The organism is Actinoplanes sp. GCM10030250 (genome assembly GCF_042666575.1).
In the GTDB taxonomy this organism is placed as follows: Bacteria; Actinomycetota; Actinomycetes; order Mycobacteriales; family Micromonosporaceae; genus Actinoplanes.
Genome location: NZ_JBHTDO010000027.1, coordinates 62,640 through 80,579 on the forward strand (window position 1 = coordinate 62,640; position 17,940 = coordinate 80,579).

General features: G+C 70.5%; 14 protein-coding genes. 8 read left to right on the top strand and 6 right to left on the bottom strand.

Annotated elements, in window-relative coordinates:
- On the bottom strand, positions 1-1,719 hold a 1,719-nt coding region (locus tag ACFQV6_RS29650; RefSeq protein ID WP_378030909.1), incomplete at its 3' end, for an APC family permease.
- 170 nt (positions 1,720-1,889) lie between these two features.
- On the opposite strand from ACFQV6_RS29650, the gene ACFQV6_RS29655 reads away from it, so the two are divergent.
- The gene (locus tag ACFQV6_RS29655; protein ID WP_378030910.1) at positions 1,890-2,156 is read left to right on the top strand and encodes a hypothetical protein; all 267 of its coding nucleotides are present in this window, start codon (positions 1,890-1,892) and stop codon (positions 2,154-2,156) included.
- Positions 2,157-2,314: 158 nt separating this feature from the next.
- On the opposite strand, the gene ACFQV6_RS29660 is transcribed toward ACFQV6_RS29655, so the two are convergent.
- Positions 2,315-2,965, bottom strand: coding sequence for a response regulator (locus ACFQV6_RS29660; protein ID WP_378030984.1), 651 nt, complete (start codon positions 2,963-2,965; stop codon positions 2,315-2,317).
- Positions 2,962-4,206, bottom strand: a complete 1,245-nt coding sequence (locus ACFQV6_RS29665; protein WP_378030911.1) for a sensor histidine kinase — start codon at positions 4,204-4,206, stop codon at positions 2,962-2,964. The genes ACFQV6_RS29660 and ACFQV6_RS29665 overlap by 4 nt, the downstream gene beginning before the upstream one ends.
- Before the next feature lie 131 nt (positions 4,207-4,337).
- On the opposite strand from ACFQV6_RS29665, the gene ACFQV6_RS29670 reads away from it, so the two are divergent.
- The 6 genes from ACFQV6_RS29670 (at position 4,338) to ACFQV6_RS29695 (ending at position 12,939) form a co-directional block, all read left to right on the top strand.
- Positions 4,338-5,249, top strand: a complete 912-nt coding sequence (locus ACFQV6_RS29670; protein ID WP_378030912.1) for an ABC transporter ATP-binding protein — start codon at positions 4,338-4,340, stop codon at positions 5,247-5,249.
- Complete coding sequence (locus ACFQV6_RS29675) at positions 5,246-6,028, top strand: ABC transporter permease (RefSeq protein ID WP_378030913.1); 783 nt, start codon at positions 5,246-5,248, stop codon at positions 6,026-6,028. The genes ACFQV6_RS29670 and ACFQV6_RS29675 overlap by 4 nt, the downstream gene beginning before the upstream one ends.
- A gap of 57 nt (positions 6,029-6,085) precedes the next feature.
- Positions 6,086-8,176, top strand: a complete 2,091-nt coding sequence (locus ACFQV6_RS29680) for a peptidase M6 immune inhibitor A (RefSeq protein WP_378030914.1) — start codon at positions 6,086-6,088, stop codon at positions 8,174-8,176.
- A gap of 185 nt (positions 8,177-8,361) precedes the next feature.
- Complete coding sequence (locus ACFQV6_RS29685; protein ID WP_378030915.1) at positions 8,362-9,171, top strand: MerR family transcriptional regulator; 810 nt, start codon at positions 8,362-8,364, stop codon at positions 9,169-9,171.
- A complete protein-coding gene (locus ACFQV6_RS29690) occupies positions 9,168-11,900 on the top strand; it encodes a VIT domain-containing protein (RefSeq protein ID WP_378030916.1) in 2,733 nt (910 codons plus the stop codon). Before ACFQV6_RS29685 ends, ACFQV6_RS29690 begins: the two co-directional genes overlap by 4 nt.
- Positions 11,901-11,991: 91 nt before the next feature.
- A complete protein-coding gene (locus ACFQV6_RS29695) occupies positions 11,992-12,939 on the top strand; it encodes a ricin-type beta-trefoil lectin domain protein (RefSeq protein ID WP_378030917.1) in 948 nt (315 codons plus the stop codon).
- A gap of 45 nt (positions 12,940-12,984) precedes the next feature.
- On the opposite strand, the gene ACFQV6_RS29700 is transcribed toward ACFQV6_RS29695, so the two are convergent.
- A complete protein-coding gene (locus ACFQV6_RS29700; protein ID WP_378030918.1) occupies positions 12,985-13,425 on the bottom strand; it encodes a DUF2000 family protein in 441 nt (146 codons plus the stop codon).
- A gap of 50 nt (positions 13,426-13,475) precedes the next feature.
- Between ACFQV6_RS29700 and ACFQV6_RS29705 the strand changes: the two genes are divergently transcribed.
- Positions 13,476-14,255: an AraC family transcriptional regulator gene (locus tag ACFQV6_RS29705; protein ID WP_378030919.1), complete on the top strand. Its 780-nt coding sequence runs from the start codon at positions 13,476-13,478 to the stop codon at positions 14,253-14,255.
- A 272-nt stretch (positions 14,256-14,527) separates the two neighbouring features.
- Here ACFQV6_RS29705 and ACFQV6_RS29710 read toward each other — a convergent pair whose 3' ends face one another.
- Both ACFQV6_RS29710 and ACFQV6_RS29715 read right to left on the bottom strand, forming a co-directional pair.
- Positions 14,528-17,140 carry a molybdopterin-dependent oxidoreductase gene (locus ACFQV6_RS29710; protein WP_378030920.1) on the bottom strand — a complete coding sequence of 871 codons (2,613 nt, stop codon included), beginning with the start codon at positions 17,138-17,140 and terminating at the stop codon, positions 14,528-14,530.
- Positions 17,137-17,925 (bottom strand): FAD binding domain-containing protein, encoded by a 789-nt coding sequence (locus ACFQV6_RS29715; protein WP_378030921.1) that lies wholly within the window; start codon positions 17,923-17,925, stop codon positions 17,137-17,139. Before ACFQV6_RS29715 ends, ACFQV6_RS29710 begins: the two co-directional genes overlap by 4 nt.
- Between the last annotated feature and the right edge of the window lie 15 nt (positions 17,926-17,940).

The window sequence follows — 17,940 nt, forward strand, 5'->3', positions numbered from 1 at the left end:
AGCAGTCCGCGCAGCTTCAGCAGTCCGCGCAGCTTCAGCAGTCCGCGCAGCTTCAGCAGTCCGCGCAGCTTCAGCAGTCGGCGCAGCTTCAGCAGTCGGCGCGGCTTCGGCGGGCGGGGGGGCTTCGGCGGGCGGCTTGGATTCGGAAGGCGGATCGGTTTCGCGTTTTGTGTCCGGTTGGGGGGCTGCTGCCGGCGGGGCCGGGACGGTCGGCGGGTCGGCGGGGGCCGTGTCGGTGACCGCGGGTGCGGGGGTTGCCCCAGTACCGCTGTGGGTGGAGGCAGCCGGTGCTTTGCCCGTACCGATGACTGCATAGACCTCGGGGCGGTCCTGCCGCAACTTTCTTCCCCAGCGCACGCCCGCCAGGAAGAGAAGGAGGAACGCCAGCGGCGGTGACCAGACTTTGAGCAGGTTGTCGGAGTCCAGGAGGATGCCGAACGACGCGACCGTGAGCAGCAAAATCAGCGTGAGGAAGACCAGCGAGATCCATGGCGCGATCGAACGGCGCCAGCGGGTCTCGCCGTGGTCGCCGGCCCGGAAGTATCGGACCACCGCGATGCCCGCGATGACCATCAGAATGAGGACGCCGAGGCCGCCGGAGACCGTTCCGAAGAAGAACAGGTCGGTGGTCGGGTTCCATCCGGCGATCGCGAAGATCAACAGCACCGCGACGGCCAGCCCGGACTGCGCGAGCGAGGCGACAATCGGGACGTCGTTGCGGGTGCGGGCCAGCGACGAGGGGAGTACGCCCTCGCGAGCCACGGTCAGCGCATAGCGGGCGACGGTGTGGTGGAAGGCGAGCATCGCGGCGAACAGACTGGTCGCGAAAAAGACGCGGGCGAGGTCGATGACGACGGCCGGCAGGTACGGCTCGGGCAGGAAGAAGAACAGGTCGTCAAGGTGATCCGCGGCGATCACGACGATCTGGTCGGGGCCGGCGGCCACCGACATCACCCAGGCGGTGCCGCCGTAGAGGAAGGCCGCCACCAGCAGCGTCAGCCCGATCGCGCGGGCGACGGTGCGGCGCGGGTCACGGGCCTCGGCCGCGTAGACCAGCGGCGCCTCGAAGCCCACCATGCCGGCGACCGCCGCGACCAGCAGGGCGACACCCCCGGCGCTGGCGATCAACCCGGGGTTCAGCGTGTCGAAGGTGACCGTCCCACCGGCCGGGTTCCGGAGCATCGCCGCGTCCAGGATCAGCACGATCAGCACTTCCGCGCAGACCAGGACGGTCAGGATGCGAGCGTTCAAATCGATGTTCAGCCGGCCGAGGGCGGCGATCAGTGCCCAGCCGGCCAGCGCCCAGACCACCCAGGTCACATCGAGACCGAACGCGTCCATCACGTGGTGGGTCGCCACACCGAACGCGCCGTACAGACCGATCTGCATGGCGTTGTACGCGAGCAGCGCCACAAACGCGGTACCAACACCCGCCGGCCGGGAGAGACCCGAAGCCGCGTACGCATAAAACGCACCACTGTTCGGAACGTGCCGCGCCATCGCCGCCAGACCCACGGCGAAGACACCCAGCACCGCCGCGACCAGCATGTACGCGACGGGTATGCCTTTCTCCCCGACCTGCCCGTACCCGAGGGGCAGCGCCCCGGCCACGACGGTGAGCGGCGTCATGGCGGAAACCGCGATGACGAAGATCGGCCACGTACCGAGTTTGCGCTCGGGGGTCGTGATCTCCGGAGAGGTGGGGCCCGGCTGGGGCATGGCGCCTCCTATCGAGGGGATGACCGCCTCCCATCATGTCGTCCACAGCGGACCAGCGATATAGAAAGTTTTCGATCTTGTGAAGCTGGATGCCCGGTCGCCGGGCTTCCGGCGGGCTTCGCCGGCAGTGCCGGACGTTTGTGCGTCAGGCCCGCGGGTAGGCTCGGTTCATGCCCATCGGACCGCAGCCGAAAGGCCGCCGCGGCACCGTGGAGGAGCCGTACTCGCCGCTGAACCTGCGCCTGGTCCTGGCCAGTTTCGGCTTCGTCGTGTGCACAGTCCTGGCTGTCCTCCTGTTCCGCGCCGGCTGGACGGTGCCGGGCTGGCTGCTCACGGCCTGGGCAGCGGTCGCCGCGGTCGACATCGTGGTGGTCCAGTTGCGCCGCCGCGCCCGATCCCGCGCCGACGGCGGCCGCGACCACTCCCTCTTCGAATAAGGACCGGTCCTGCCCACACCCGACCGCCCCTCCCAGCCGGCGGATCACGCGTGACCTACACCGCCCCGCCCTCGTGATCAGCCGCGAGGTCACGCCGAACTGCGCCGCGGGCCCTCCCAACGCCGCCGGATCAGGCGCCGCGGATCAGGCGCCGCGGATCAGGCCAGGCCGGCGTCGTGGACGAGCAGGGCCACCTGTACCCGGTTGTTCAGGTCCAGTTTGGTGAGCACCCGGGAGACATGCGCCTTCACGGTCGCCACCGACATGTACAGCTCGGCCGAGATCTCCGCGTTCGACTTTCCCTGTGCGACCGCCAGCGCCACCTCCCGCTCCCGAGTGCTGAGCCGCTTGAGCTGTTCGCCCGCCCGGCCACGGTCCGGCGGCCCGGACGAGACGTGCGCGATCAGCTGCCGGGTGACGCTCGGTGAGAGCGTCGCCTCCCCCCGCGCCACCCTCAGCACCGCCTGTTTGATCTGGCCCGGCGGGGTGTCCTTGAGCAGGAAACCACTGGCCCCGGCACGCAACGCCCGCAGCACGAACTCATCGGCGTCGAACGTGGTGAGCACCAGCACCTCGGGCGCCCCCGGCCTCCCCCGCAGCGCCTCGGTGGCGGCCAGGCCGTCCACCCCCGGCATCCGGATGTCCATCAGCACGACGTCGGGCCGGTGCTCGGCGACCGCCGCGGGCACCTGGGCGCCGTCGGACGCCTGGCCGACCACGTCGACCTCGCCGTCACCGGAGAGGATCATCGAGAGCCCGGCGCGGACCAGCGGATCATCGTCCACGATCAGCACGCGGACCGGGTTCACTGCGTCCACGGCAGCCACGAGCTGAGCACGAACTCGTCCCCGTCGATCCCGTGGCTGAGCCGGCCGCCGGCCAGCGTGGCGCGTTCGGCGAGGCCGATCAGCCCCACCCCCGTGCCGGGAATCGGCGCCGCCGGTGCGGTCAACGGCAACGGATTGCGGATCTCGATGGTCAGCCCCTCGCCGGGCGCCCCGCCCACGGCGACGCGCACCACCGCCCCGGGCGCATGCTTGCGCACGTTCGTCAGCCCCTCCTGGATGATCCGGTACGCGGCACGCGCCGTCGCCACCGGCGCCGCCTCCGAATCGGCTGTCACCTCCAGCCGTACCTTTATCCCCGCCGACCGTGACTCGTCGGCGAGTGCGGGCAGGGCGGTCAACGTGGGTTGCGGCCGTTCTGGAGGCCCGGTCTCCTCCGACTGCCCGTCCCGCAGCACGCCGATCACCGCCCGCAGGTCCTGAAGTGCCTGGTGTGCGCTCTCCCTGACCACAGCCGCGGCACCGGCGATCTCGGCGGCCGGGGCGTCCGGACGGTACTCCAGCGCCCCGGCGTGCAGGCTGAGCAGCGAGATCCGGTGGGCCAGCACGTCGTGCATCTCCCGGGCGATCCGGGTGCGTTCCAGCACCCGTGCCTGCGCGATCCGCAGTTGCTGCTCGGACTCGGCCCGCTCGGCGCGCTCCCGCCAGGAGACGATCAACTGCCGGCGGGACCGGACGAGCATGCCCCAGAGAGCAACGATCACCACCATGACGTTGCCCCACCAGAAGGTCGCGTGGAATCCCGCCCCGGTCTCCGGCCGCACCACGGCGAAAAGCGCGTTGGTACAGAAGGTGACCACCAGGAAGGCGGCGAGCACCGGGAACCGGCGGTGCACCGCGATGGTGAAGAGGACGATCCACAGGCTGGGCCCGCTGGCGACGGAGAACAACGACAGCACCACCAGATAGCAGGCCAGCGGGATCAGGAACCGGCGCCGCCACCAGAGGCCGACTCCAGCGATCATGCTCAGAACACCATCGGTCAGCACCAGCCAGTGGGGTGTCGGATACCACTCCTGCACCAGGACCGGATCGCTGCCGAGCAGGTCGACAGTGGCCCACGCCGCGAAGCCGAACCCGATCACGAAGCAGAGCGTGTCGACCACCCAGTCCCGGGTGGAACGCCGCGCCGGAACCGGTCCGGCGGGATCCCCAGCGAGCGCGGAGGGCCACAACCAGCGGTATTCCGGTAGTGACTTGCCCACGCCGATGACGATATCGGCCGCTCGCACCCGGCCGATACCGACCAAAGTTGTAACCGCGACTACGACGAAGGTTCGCAGGCATCGACCACTGGCCGAAGCGCGGGAGGTCTCCGCGGGGCGACGCTGATCCCATGATTGAGGTCGAGCAACTCACCAAGAGGTACGGCAGCCACCTCGCCGTGGACGACGTGTCGTTCACCTGCGAGCCGGGCACGGTGACGGGTTTCCTCGGGCCCAACGGTGCCGGTAAGTCCACCACGATGCGGATGATCTGCGGGCTCACCCCGCCCACCTCCGGCCGCTCCACGGTGGCGGGCCAGCCGTACCACCGGCTGGGCAATCCGGGGCGCCAGGTCGGTGTGCTGCTCGACGCGTCCGCCCAGCACGCCGGGCGTACCGGGCGGGAGATCCTGGCGCTGGCGTCGATCACGATGGGGCTCGACACCGGCCGGGTTCCGGAACGGCTCGCCCGGGTGGGGCTGGACGGCACAGCGGCGAAACGGCGGGTACGCGCGTACTCGCTCGGGATGCGGCAGCGGCTGGGTCTTGCGTACGCGATGCTCGGCGACCCGGCCGTGCTGATCCTGGACGAACCGGCCAACGGCCTGGACCCCGAAGGCATTTTCTGGATGCGCGGCCTGCTGCGCGACTTCGCCGACCGCGGTGGCACGGTGCTGCTCTCCTCGCACCTGCTGCGCGAGGTGGAGGCGGTCGCCGACCGCCTGGTGGTGATCGGAGGCGGCCGCGTCCTGCTGCAGGGTGACAAGGAGCAGTTGCTCGGCGCCGCCGGCACGCTGGTCCGCGCCGCCGACCCCGCCGAACTGGACACGTTGCTGCAGCAGATGGGTGTCACCGGCTCCCGGTCGGCGGACGGCAGCGTCCTCGTCCCTGCCGACCCGCAGACCATCGGCAAGGCCGCGGCGGCCGCCGGAGTGGTGCTGCTGGAGCTGCGCCCGGCCGGTGCCGGCGGGCTCGAGGAGATGTTCCTGCGCCTGACCGGTAACGGCAATGGCGCGTCCGAGCTGCAGGAGGTCGTCCGATGACTGTCATGACCGAGAAGACCCGCACTGTCTTGACCGAGAAGACCCGCACCGTTCCTCTGGGTCGACTGACCCTTGTCGAACTGCGCAAGCTCGCCGACACCCGAGCCGGCTTCTGGCTGCTGCTGGTCATCGGCCTGGCAACCGCGGCGACGTCGGGAATCCTGCTTGGCTGGGCACCGGACAGCGAACAGACATTCAGCAGCTTCTTCACCTTCGGCATGCTCCCGTCGGCAGTGCTGCTGCCGGTGCTGGGCATCCTCTCGGTGACCAGCGAGTGGTCGCAACGCACCGCGCTGACCACGTTCACGCTGGTACCGGCCCGAAGCCGCGTCATGGTCGCGAAGCTTGCCGCCGGAACCCTGATCGCGATCGCGGCGACGGTGGCGGCCGGGCTGCTGGCCGCGGTGGCGAACGTGATCGCCGGTTCGCTCGGCGGCGACGCCTCGTGGAGCCTGGACCCGTCGCTGATCTGGCAGAGCCTGCTGCTTCAGGTGATCTTCGTGCTGATGGGTATCAGTTTCGGCGCTCTGCTGCTCAACACTCCCGTCGCGATCGTCGTCTACTTCGCGCTGCCGACCGTCTGGTCCGTGCTGGGCGGGATCATCACCAAGCTCCAGGAAGCCGGCCAGTGGCTGGACCTCAACGTCACCTCCCAGGCCCTCTCGGAGCCGGACGCCACCGGCGGTGAGTACGCCCGGCTGGCCGTCTCGGTCGGTGTCTGGGTGGTGCTTCCGCTGGTCGTCGGCTTCGTTCGAGTGCTCCGGAGGGAGGTTTCCTGATCCACAACACCGGGTGTTGACGTCACGGGCTCGCGATCGCAGGTAGCGTCGCGAGACGTGACGCGCACCCTTTTTGCGAGCTTCGCGGCAATAACCGTTACTGTCCCGTTCTTCGCCGGTCCGCTCGCCGCCGGTGCTGTGCCGGTACCACCACCGCCGCCGTCGCCCAGTCCGAGCGCATCGGCCGCTGTCCCGGCTGACGACGTCGCGAGCCTCATTCCCGACCGGCTCACCCTCAACGGGAAGCCCTTGCCGCCGGCCAGTTACACACCGAAGCCGGCCGCACGGCGGGCGGCCGCGGACACTCCGGCAATCGGAACGGTGCGCAGCTGGGCCGGGCTGAACGTGCTCGACAACGACGTGTACCGCAAGGACTACACGCTGCGGGCTGTCGGCACGCACATCGAGATGTGGGTGGCCAACGACCTCACCTTCCCGGCGGGTGACTGCCGCGGCAACGCCACCGAGATCACCGACGCCCAGCTCGGCGCCGTGATGCGCGAGTTCGACGAGAACATCTATCCCAAGGAGACCGCGGCCTTCAGCACGCCGCCCGACCGGACCGGAGCCAACGCCGGCCTCCCCGGTGACTTCACCGGAGCCGGGAACCGGACCGTGACACTTGTCGACAACATCCGCGACGGCAACTACGTCGAGTTCCCCGCGAACGTCACCTACGTCTCCGGATTCTTCTCCGAACAGCTCAACGAGCTCTTCGACCGCAACATCATCACGATCGACGCCTACGACTGGGCGCATCAGACCGGCGCGAACCCGGCGCACGAGCCCACGGACGACCGCTGCACCAGCCGTCCCGCCCGCCCTCGCATGTACGAGTCGACCTTCGCCCACGAGTGGCTCCACCTGCTCAGCTACTACACCGACCCGGACGACGACGTCTGGATCGACGAGGGCCTCTCCGAATACGCCCAGACGCTCACCGGTTACGTCGACCCGAGCCTGAACGTCTACCGCCGGGGCTTCGACAACCACATCGCCTGCTATCAGGGCTTCGGCGGGGTGAAGACGGCTTACAACCCTAATCCGCGGGCGTGCAGCGCTCCGGCGAACTCGCTGAACCTCTGGAAAGAGGGAAAGCCGGACGAGGTGCTGGCCGATTACGGCATCGCTTACGAACTCATGATCTACCTCAGGGACCGCTTCGGCGCCAAGGCCCTCACCGCCCTGCACAAGGACACGAAGAACAAGGGCCTGGCGGGCATCGCCGCGGCACTGCCGAAGGGCACCGAGCTCTATGACGTGCTGCACGATTTCCAGATCATGACCCTGGTGGACAAGGCCGTCGGCCGGCCGGACGGCGTGATGAAGGGCCTGCCCCGGAAGCGGGTGACCGCGCCTGGACTGCGCTCCACGGTCAACCTGTCCGACGACTCCGCGTTCGGCGCGCCCGGTGCCGCGCCGAACGGCGCCGATTTCGTCCGGTTGCCGCGAGAGCTGCGCTCGATCGACTTCAAAGGTGCCGTGACGCTGCCACCGACCCCGCTCAGCTGGAAGACCGACGCCGCGATGCTCTTCTCCGGCAACGAGCCGGCCACCGACGAGACGGCGGTGCGGGCGGTCGACGTGCCGGCGGCGGACCCGGTGCTGCGCCTTACGACCACATACGGCCTGGAGAAGGACTTCGACTACGGATACGTGACGGTGTCCGCGGACGGCGGCAAGACATACCAGCCGGTGGAGGGCGACCGGACGGTCAAGGGTCCGCTGGGTGCCGCGATCACCGGGCAGGCCGCGGACGTCACCCTGAGCTACGACCTGTCCGCACATGCCGGGAAGAGCGTCCTGCTGGGTTTCCGGTACGTCAGTGACGCGGCCGTGAGCCTCGGCGGCTGGCACATCTGGGACGTCAAGGTCGGCGCCACCACGGTGGACAGCGCCACGCTCGACGGCTGGCGGTCGCCCACCCAGGTCCGCCCCACACCGGTGCACAACTGGCACGTCACCCTGGTCGGGCTGGGCACCTCGCGCGCCAAAGCGGTGGGGCTGGCGGACTTCGACAAGCTCGGCACCTATCCCAAGACCGTCGCGGTGATCGCTTACGACGAGCCGACGGGCACGGTCACCCAGTACGCCCCCTACACCCTCACCGTGAACGGCGAGGTGCAGCCAGGCGGCAGTGCGCCGTAGGACCGCACCGGCCAGCGTCTCTACTGCGCGCCACAAATCTGCCCGCCACCGATTTGCCCGCCACAGGCCTGCCCGCCACAGAGCACTCGTGCTCGCGTGGCGGGCAGATCTGCTTCGGGTCCATCTCATGCTGGGGACCATACCCGAAGTTGACAGTGTCAGTGTGACAGTGTCAGGATGTTGGCATGTGGACGATGGAGCAGTTGGTGGATCGGGTTCAGACGGCGCTCGCCGCTGAATACCCGGGCGCGCCCAACGGCCGCGTCCGTGAGGTGCCCGACCGCCGCTCGATCCGGTGGTATACGACGATCGGCCTGGTCGACCGGCCTCTCGGCACCCGCGGCCGGGTCTCTCTCTACGGTCCGCGTCACCTGCTGCAACTGGTGGCGATCAAGCGCCGGCAAGCCTCCGGCCGGACCCTCGCCGAGATTCAGGCCGAGCTCGCCGGCGCCTCGGAGGAAGAACTGTCAGCGGCTGCCCGCATCCCCGCCGACCTGCTCAGCACCGATCCGCCTCCGGTGGAGGGCCCGCCGCGCACCGGCTTCTGGAAACACTCACCCGCCCAGCAATCCACCACTCAGCAGTCCACCACTCAGCAGCCCACCACTCAGCACTCCGCGGATCAGCTGTCCCCCGGCTTCCAATCCCCCGGCCTCCAGCCCTCCGCTCAGTTCGACCCTGATCAGCTCTCGGACGACCTGCTCTCACACGATCAGCCTTCTCCCGTGGTAGGCGAGGGTGCCACTCGCGCCGCGCTTGAGCAGACCGTGGAGCTGGCAGCGCGTGCCCGGTCCGGCACGCCGGGGGCCGGCGATCCGATTCGCGCCGTCGGCGAGTCGGGCCTGGTGCTGACCGGCGTGCCACTCGGGATGGGCGTGATCCTGCTGATCCCTCATCCGCTCGACGACATCGACCGGGGCGACCTCGCCACGGCTGCCCGACCCCTGCTCGACCTGCTCGCGTCCCGTGGGCTCACCGTTGGGAGAGATGAATGATCATTTCCGTCAATCCGATGGGCCCGGTGGAGCTCGACCGCCTCCGGGACCAGCCCGGCGCCGGCCTCGGCACCCTGCGCACCGACCGCGGAAACCTGCCGCTGGACCGGCTCGACGTCCAGGCCGACATCAGCGGGCTGGTCGTCCGGACCGAACTGACCACCGAATTCGTCAACGCCCACGACACCGCACTGGAGGCGACCTACGTCTTCCCGCTGCCGGACCGGGCCGCGGTCACCGGCATGTCCATGACCGCCGCCGACCGGACCGTCGTGGCGGAACTGCGTGAGCGGGGCCAGGCGCGCGAGGAGTATGACCAGGCGGTGGCAGCCGGGCAGCGGGCGTCCATCGCCGAGGAGGAGCGCCCCGACGTCTTCACCATGCGGGTCGGCAACATCCTGCCGGGCGAGCGCGTGGTGGTACACCTGCGGATGGTCGGCCCCCTGGCATATGAGGACGGAGCGGCCACCTTCCGATTCCCGCTCGTTGTCGCACCGCGGTATGTGCCGGGCACCCCGCTGCCCGGGCCCTATGTGGGCGACGGCCAGCACCCGGACACCGATGTGGTTCCGGACGCTTCACGGATCTCGCCACCGGTGCTGCTGCCCGGCTTCCCGAACCCGTTGCGGCTGTCCATCGGTGTCGGTGTGGACCCGGCCGGGCTCGACCTCGGTGAGGTCCGGTCCAGTCTGCACACGGTCACCGAGGATGACGGGCGGCTGCGGATCGCCCCGGGCGAGCGGGCGGACCGCGACTTCGTGCTGCGCCTGGCCTATGCGCCGGGCGGCGAGACCGCGGTGGCCGTCCCGGACGAGGACGGCAACCAGGGCACCTATCAGCTGGTGGTGCTGCCGCCCCAGCCAGCGACGGCGGCCCGCCCGAAGGATGTCGTGCTGCTGCTGGACCGCTCCGGCAGCATGGGCGGCTGGAAGATGGTGGCCGCCCGCCGTGCCGCCGCCCGGGTGATCGACACCCTGACCGCCACCGACCGGTTCGCCGTTCTCACCTTCGACCACCAGATGGAGCGACCGGACGGATTGGCCGAGGGCCTCGTCGAGGCGACCGACCGCCACCGCTATCGGGCTGTCGAGCACCTCGCGCGGGCCGACGCCCGCGGCGGCACCGAGCTGCTCACCCCGTTGCGCGCCGGCCTCGCCCTGCTCTCCGACAGCACCGGCCGGGACCGCGTCCTGGTCCTGGTCACCGACGGCCAGGTGGGCAACGAGGACCAGATCGTGCACGAGGTCTCCGGCCTGATCGGCGCGACCCGGGTGCACACCGTCGGCATCGACCGTGCGGTCAACGCCGGCTTCCTGGGCCGGCTGGCCGCACTCGGCGCCGGCCGCTCGGAACTGGTGGAGAGCGAGGACCGTCTGGACGAGGCGATGGAGCACATCCACCACCGGATCGGCGCACCCGTGGTGACCGGCCTGGCAATCGCCGGCGACGGCATCGAGCTGCTCGGCGACACGCGCAGCCCGGCGCGGCTGCCCGGCCTCTACTCCGGGGTGCCGCTGGTGGTCACCGGCCGCTACACGGGCAGTCCCGGCGGGACGCTCACGGTCACCGGGCGGACCCGCGACGAGCAGGACTTCACCACGGCCGTCGCGGTCGAGCAACGGTCCGAGCGCGCGGTCAGCTCGCTCTGGGCGCGGGCCCGGCTGCGGGACCTCGAAGATGCGTACGCGGCAGGCAACCACTCGCTCGAACAGGAGATCATCCAGACCTCCCTGCGTTTCGGGGTGCTCTGCCGGTTCACCTCGTTCGTGGCGGTGGACGAGCGCGTGGTGAACGAGGACGGCAAGCAGAAACGGGTTACGCAGCCCGTGGAACTGCCCTCCGGATGGGAGGCCGCACCGGCGCCCGTGCCGCCGCTGTTCGCCGCTCGCGCGATGTCACCGTTCCTCGGCGGACCTGGTTCGCCGATGCCGGCCGCACCGGCCGGGCAGATGCCGCCCAGGCCCCCGTTCGCCCCGGCCCGTGCCCGCGGCGCCGGGATCGCCGGACTCCCCGGCGGCGCAGGGAAGCACGGCTCGGCCGTCGCCCGCTCACCGCGCGGCAAGCAGCCCGGCCCGAATGCGCCCGGCGGCCCGAATGCGCCGGGCGGCCCAGGTGCAACCGGCGGCCCGAGTGCGCCCGGCAGCCCGAGTGCGCCCGGCAGCCCGAGTGCGCCCGGCGGAGCGAGTGTGCCCGGTTACCAGCCGGAACTCGAGTCACTGGTTCCGCAGATGCCGGCCCCGCTCTCAGCGCCCGACGAATCGGGTGCCCTCCACTTCGACGACGCCGGCCCGTCACGCGAGCTTGCCGAGTTCCGCGCCCTTCTCGTCGTGGAGACCGGCCGCCTGCGCGACGCCGCCGCATTCCCCGCGGCGGACCGGCGCGACCTCCTCGATGACCTGGCCAGCCGCCTCGCCATGCTGCTCGAGTCACTGCCGCGCACCGACGTCACGCCCATCCGCGAACTGGTCGACCTGATGCGCAGCGACGCTTCACTGGACGAGAGGTGGGCCGCCGCGCTGCGAGTTTTGAGCAGCTTCACCGGCGAAGAGCCGTCGCCAGGAGCCGGAGCCACGGGTGGAGGCGGGACCTCGTCGCAGGGTGGTGGAGCCGCGTCGCAGGGTGGTGGAGCCGCGTCGCAGGGTGGGCGTGCATCGTCCACGGGCGACGGTGAGACGCCGACCACAGGATCCGGGAAGGCGGCCAGGTCTGTGCCGTTCTGGAAGCGCTGACCATGGATGTCCAGCCGAACGGCCCCCACGCCGGTGCCCGGGTGCCGGTAAGTTGGGTCACCGTATCGGCTGACCGGGGGTGACAGGATCAGTGAGCGCGAGCTCAGCGGGCGGCGAGGGTGCGACGCCGGAGGAGAGCGGCGACGGCCGTGATCCGCTGCTGGTGCGCCCGTTCATGTTGCCGGACGGCGAGCCGGTGGCGGAGGCGACCCCCTCCGCTACCTGGCCTGCCGATCCGGTTCGGGAGATACCGACCCAGGTGATTCCGGTGGTGCCGTCCGATCCGCCGGCCGCCGGGCGTTCCCCGCGCCGGCACCGTCCGCTGCTGGTGGTCGGCGCCGGGGTGGTGGCGGTTCTGGCGGTCGCCCTGTGGGCGCTGTTGGGCCAGGGGCTGCGGCCCACAGTCTCCACTTCGCTGCCGGATCAGCAGCTGCCGGTGGTCTCCGGTCCGGTGCCGACAGCCAGCAGCCAGCCCAGCGACGGGGCCGCGCTCGGTGCTGATGCGGACAACAGCGGTGGTGATACGGGCGGATCCAGGACCTCACCGCGTACCACGGCGGCTTCCAAGGCCGCTACTACGACCACCGCCACGCCGCTTCCCACCAAGCCGGCCACCACTGGCACAGTGGCGCCCGCCCCGCCCGCTGAGCTGGCTCCGTCCCTCCTGGAGAATGGCGGGAAAGAGCTGGTCAGCGGCAACGGCCTCTGCCTGGACCTGCGCGGCGGCGACGTCGAGGAGGGCGCCGACGTCCATGTCGACGACTGCAACGACACCAGCCCTCAGCGCTGGGAACTGAACTCGGATCGCACGCTCGCCGTGGGCGACCTGTGCGCCTATCTGGAGGGCGACGGCGGGGTGGAACTGGTCCGCTGCGACGGCCGGACCACCGCCCAGTGGGCCCTGAACGACGACGGCCGGCTCATCAGCGCCGCCAACGGCCGCTGCCTCGCCGACCCGAACTTCGGCGCCCGCCCCGGCAACCCGGTGATCGTCACCTTCTGCACCGGAGCCGCCAACCAGAAATGGACGTTCCGCTGACGGACCGGGCGCACATCCCGAACCGCTAGCGCTCGACCGGGCGTCTTACGGGTGCATGACTGCGCCCTTCGTGATCTTGTCGACAAGGTTGCGGGGGCCGTGGACGGCCAGGCCGACCAGGTCGAGGGCGGTGGTGGGGACGGCGCGTACGGCGGCTCGGTTGTCGGCGTCGTTGCCGGTGGTGAAGAGGTCGGAGGTGAAGACGGAGATCGACACGTCGCGGCCCAGGGCGCGGGTGTGCGCCGCTGTCAGCAGTTCCTTGCCGGCTTCGAGGACGAGTACCGGCTGGCGGAACATCGGCAGGTAGGTCACGTCGCCGGCATCCTGGTAGGGCTCGCCGATCAACTCCGGTGACGCCGAGCTGATGCCACTGACCAGGAACGCTGTGACGTTCAGGCGTTGCCAGACGAGCAGGTCGTCACGGAGCAGGACTGCGATCTTGGTGGCAAAGCGTAGCGGTGCGGGCGGCGTGGTCGGTGCGTTCATGGGGATCATCGTTTCGCGGCCGCCGCGACCAGGTCTTGTACGATTTTGACGTGCTGGCCGGGCCGCTGATCCGAGCATGGCGACCGCCGCTGCCGGGGGTCGCCGAGGTGTTGCACGCCCGGTTCGGCGAGCACGCGTACCCGATGCACGCCCACGACACCTGGACCGTGCTGCTGGTCGACGACGGCGCCGTCCGCTATGACCTGGACCGGCACGAGCGCGGGGCGTTCGGCGAGCTGGTCACCCTGCTGCCACCGAGAGTTCCGCACAACGGGACGGCCGCGCGGCCGGGTGGCTTCCGCAAACGGGTCCTCTACCTGGAACCCGGCCTGCTCCCCGACCGCCTGATCGGCACCGCTGTCGACGCTCCCGCCGTCACCGACGGTCACCTCCACCGGATGGTCTCCGACGTGCATCGGCTGCTGCGGACGCCAGGCGATGAGCCTGCGGCCGAAGCCGTCCTGGCCGTAGCCCTGGAAAGGCTCCGCGCCCACCTCGGCGATCAGGCACCGGAACCGCCCGCCCGTGACGCCGCGCACCGGCTCCGCGACCTCCTCGAGGAGCACATCGTCCCGGGTCTCCCCCTGACCAGAGCCGCCGAGCAGCTGCATTTCGATCCGGCTCACCTGGTCCGCTCGTTCGGGCGCGAGTTCGGCATGTCCCCTCATCAATACCTGATCTCCCGCCGCGTGGACCTGGCCCGCAGGCTGATCCTCTCCGGGCAACCGCTGCGCTCCGTGGCCGTGAGCAGCGGCTTCTACGACCAGCCCCACCTGGTCCGCCACTTCAAGCGCATCCTCGGCGTGAGCCCGGGACGCTTCGCCCGCTGACGACCGAACACCCCGCTGAGAGCCAGCCGGACCAGCCAGCTGGACGTGAGAGGGGCCTGCAGGCCGAAAGCACCCCGCTGAGAGCCAGCCGGACCAGCCAGCTGGACGTGAGAGGGGCCTGCAGGCCGAAAACACCCCGCTGAGAGCCAGCCGGACCAGCCAGCTGGACGTGAGAGGGGCCTCCGAGCCGAAAACACCCCGCTGAGAGCCAGCCGGACCAACCAGCTGGGCGGGAGGGGGTCTTTGAGTTGGAAACAGAGGCGGGAGGGGGGTCAGGGTTGGAGGGATTGCCAGATGCGGTCGGCGGTGAAGGGCAGGTCGGTCAGGCGTACGCCCAGAGCGTCCCGAATCGCGTTGGCCAGCGCCGGCGAGACCGGGTTGAACGGGCTCTCGCTCATCGACTTCGCCCCGAGCGGCCCGATCGCATCCGACGTCGAAGCGAAATGCACCTCGGTCTCCGGCACGTCCGCAACCGTGGGCAGGTGGTACTGCCGGAACCCGGTGGTCGTCACCTGCCCCGACGAGTCGATGTCCACATGCTCGGCGAGGGTCGCCCCCAGCGCCTGCGCCACCCCACCCTCGATCTGCCCCCGCAGTTGCAGCGGGTTCATCACGGTCCCGGCGTCCGCGCTGTGCACACTTCGAAGAATCCGCAGCTCCCCCGTCGACGGGTCGATCGCCACCCGGAACCACTGCGCGTTGAACGCCACCGACCGCGGCGTCCCGTCGAAGTGCCCGGAAGCCACGAGCGGCCCCGTGCCCGAGTGCGCGGGAACCCCCGAGTGCGCGGGAAGCGCAGCGCGGAGAGCCCGCGCGGCTCGCAGCACCGCCTGCCCCGCCACCACCACACCCGTCGACGCGAACGCCCCGGTGTCATGCCCGACCACGTCCGTGTCCGATTGACGGATTACGATCCGATCCGGGCTGACCCCGAGCTCGTCGGCCGCGATCTGAGCGTGCACAGTCGTGCTCCCGTTGCCGAATTCCGCGGTTCCGACAGCCACCTCGTACCGCCCGTCCGGCAGCAGGGTGATCGTCGCGTCGGCGAAGTGGCCGCCCGGCGGACCGGCCGCGATCATCGCGATCGCCATTCCCTGCCCGGAGAGCCACCCGGGTGGGACGGCGTCGGAGGTCAGTGCCGCCTCCCGCATCCGTTCCAGGCACTGGTCCAGCCCGTACGAGGCGATGCCCAGGTCGTCGACGTGGCTACCGGGGGCGGTCAGGGAGTCGCCCTCCCGGACCACGTTGCGCTCACGGAAGGTGACCGGATCCATGCCGAGGAGCCGGGCCAGCTCGTCGAGCACCGACTCCACGGCGAAGGTGACCTGCCCCAGTCCGTACCCGCGGAACGCACCGGCGGGCACCGTGTTGGTGTAGACCGTCACCGCGTCCGTCCGCATGTTCGCGCACCGGTAGACAGCGAGCGACTCGTGGCATCCGTGGTGCATCACGGACGGGCCGTGGTTCCCGTACGCGCCGGTGTCCACGAGCACGTCGAGCTGCATGGCGGTGAGGGTCCCGTCGCGGCGCGCACCGGCTTTCAGCGTGACCACGAACGGGTGCCGTGTCGTCGCGCCGGCGAACTGTTCCGCACGGGTGAACTCCCAGCGCACCGGCCGTCCGGTCCGGAGCACGGCGAGCGCTACCAGGTCCTCGGCCAGCATCTCCTGCTTGCCGCCGAATCCGCCACCGACCCGTCCGGCGATCACCCGTACCCGGTCGGCAGGCAGGTCGAAGAGCCGGGCCACCGCCCGCCGGGTCAGGAACGGCGTCTGCGTGCTGGAGCGGATCACCAGCCGCCCGTCGTCGTCGAGCCACCCGAGGGCCCCGTGCGTCTCCAGGCTCGCATGCTGCACCCGAGCCGTCCGGAACGTCCCCTCAAAGACAGCGTCCGCCTCGGCGAATCCGGCGGCGACGTCACCGAGCGAGGCGTGCAACTCCCCCACGACGTTCGACGACGATCGGCGAATTCCCTGGTCGGCACCCTTGTCCGGATGCAGCAGCGGCGCGCCCGGAGCCATGGCGGCGACCGGATCGAGCACGAACGGCAGCACCTCGTACACCACACGAAGCCGCCGGCATCCCTCCTCGGCGGCGGCCTCCGACGAGGCCACCACCGCCGCGACCCGCTGCCCGGCGAACCGGACCACGTCGTCGAGGAGCCGCGTGTCGTACGGGTCCTCGGCCTCCCGCTCGTGCTGAGCCGTCGAGAACAGCCGGTCCGGAGCGTCCTTGTGCGTCAGCACCGCCTCGACACCCGGCACCGCCATCGCCGCGGACGTGTCCACCGAGATGATCCGCGCGTGCGGATGCGGCGAGCGCAGCACCTTCAGGTGCAGGACACCGGGCACGTCCACGTCGAAGGTGTACCGCGCCTGCCCCGTGACCACCTGCGGACCGGCCGGGGCGCCGAGGCTCGACCCCACCGCGGCCCCCGGAGCCGGTGACGTGGTCACGGACGTGCGGCCCTCGATGGCGTCGAGAATGGAGCGATAGCCCGTACACCTGCAAAGATTTCCCTTGAGCGATCGGGGCAGATCCTCGCGCAGGCTTGCGGGGAGCGCCGCCGTGGTCATGATCATGCCGGCGGTGCAGAAGCCGCATTGGAAGCCTTGCGCGTCGAGGAATTGTTGCTGCACGGGGTGCGGGCCGCCCGGTCCGGCCAGGCCCTCGACGGTGGTGACGCTGCGGCCCTGCGCGCGGAATGCCGGATAGACGCAGGAATGCACCGGCTTGCCGTCGACGTGCACCGTGCAGGCGCCGCAGTCACCGGTGTCGCACCCCTTCTTGACCCCGAAGCATCCCTCCTCACGCAGGTAGGTGCGCAGGCACTGGCCCGGCCGCGGCGCGCGCTCGTGGGCGGCGCCGTTGATCTCGACGCTCATGACGCCAGCTCCGCCCGGATCTGCTCGGCGTAGTGACGCGTCAGGTGCCGCCGCCACACCGGGCGCCCGTGCACGTCATCGACGTAGTCCTCGTCGGGAATCGTCGCGAGCGCGTCCGCGACCTCGTCCGCTCGCGGCGGTTCGGTGAAGCGCAGGACGTGGGGCCGGCGGGTCGCGGCGGTCACGGTGAGTGAGAGGCCACCGGCGGGCTCCGCCCGTCCGATCACCAGCACGGCGGAGCGACCGTGGCGATGCAAAGAGCCTTGACGGTACGCGGAACGCGCGGCAAGAGCCCGGTGCGGATAGTGGATGGACCTCAGCAGCTCACCGTCCCGCAGCACGGTGACGCCCTCTCCCGTCACGAACTCGGCGGCCGGGACCCGGCGCTCGGCTCCGTCCGGGCCGAGGAGCAGCAGTGTCGCGTCCAGCGCCACGCTCAGCGAGATCATCGGGCCGGCCGGGAGCGCCGCGCAGAGGTTGCCGCCGACCGTGGCGACGTTCCAGATCTTGAACGAGGCGAGGAACGCGTGACAGCACTGCCGGACGATGCCGTGCCGGGAAAGGCCGTCGGCCAGCTCGGCGATGGTGCACGTCGCGGCAACCTCAACGCCGTCGTCACCGAACGTGAGCGGGGGCCATCCCGCGGCGGTCAGATCGAGCAGCCGGCGCAGGTGCGGGCGGGGCTCGCCGAACAGGGCGGTCCCGCCACCGAGCCAGGCGTCGCCGGGCCGCCACGCACCGGGTGCCGCAGGGCTGATCACTTCGGTCACGGTGTGCAGATCCACGTTCGTACGCTACGC

Coding starts and splice junctions, on each gene's coding strand:
- ACFQV6_RS29700 (WP_378030918.1), bottom strand. CDS start 13,425: ATGAACGCACCGACCACGCCGCCCGCACCGCTACGCTTTGCCACCAAG.
- ACFQV6_RS29710 (WP_378030920.1), bottom strand. CDS start 17,140: ATGAGCGTCGAGATCAACGGCGCCGCCCACGAGCGCGCGCCGCGGCCG.
- ACFQV6_RS29675 (WP_378030913.1), top strand. CDS start 5,246: ATGACTGTCATGACCGAGAAGACCCGCACTGTCTTGACCGAGAAGACC.
- ACFQV6_RS29655 (WP_378030910.1), top strand. CDS start 1,890: ATGCCCATCGGACCGCAGCCGAAAGGCCGCCGCGGCACCGTGGAGGAG.
- ACFQV6_RS29690 (WP_378030916.1), top strand. CDS start 9,168: ATGATCATTTCCGTCAATCCGATGGGCCCGGTGGAGCTCGACCGCCTC.
- ACFQV6_RS29670 (WP_378030912.1), top strand. CDS start 4,338: ATGATTGAGGTCGAGCAACTCACCAAGAGGTACGGCAGCCACCTCGCC.
- ACFQV6_RS29685 (WP_378030915.1), top strand. CDS start 8,362: ATGTGGACGATGGAGCAGTTGGTGGATCGGGTTCAGACGGCGCTCGCC.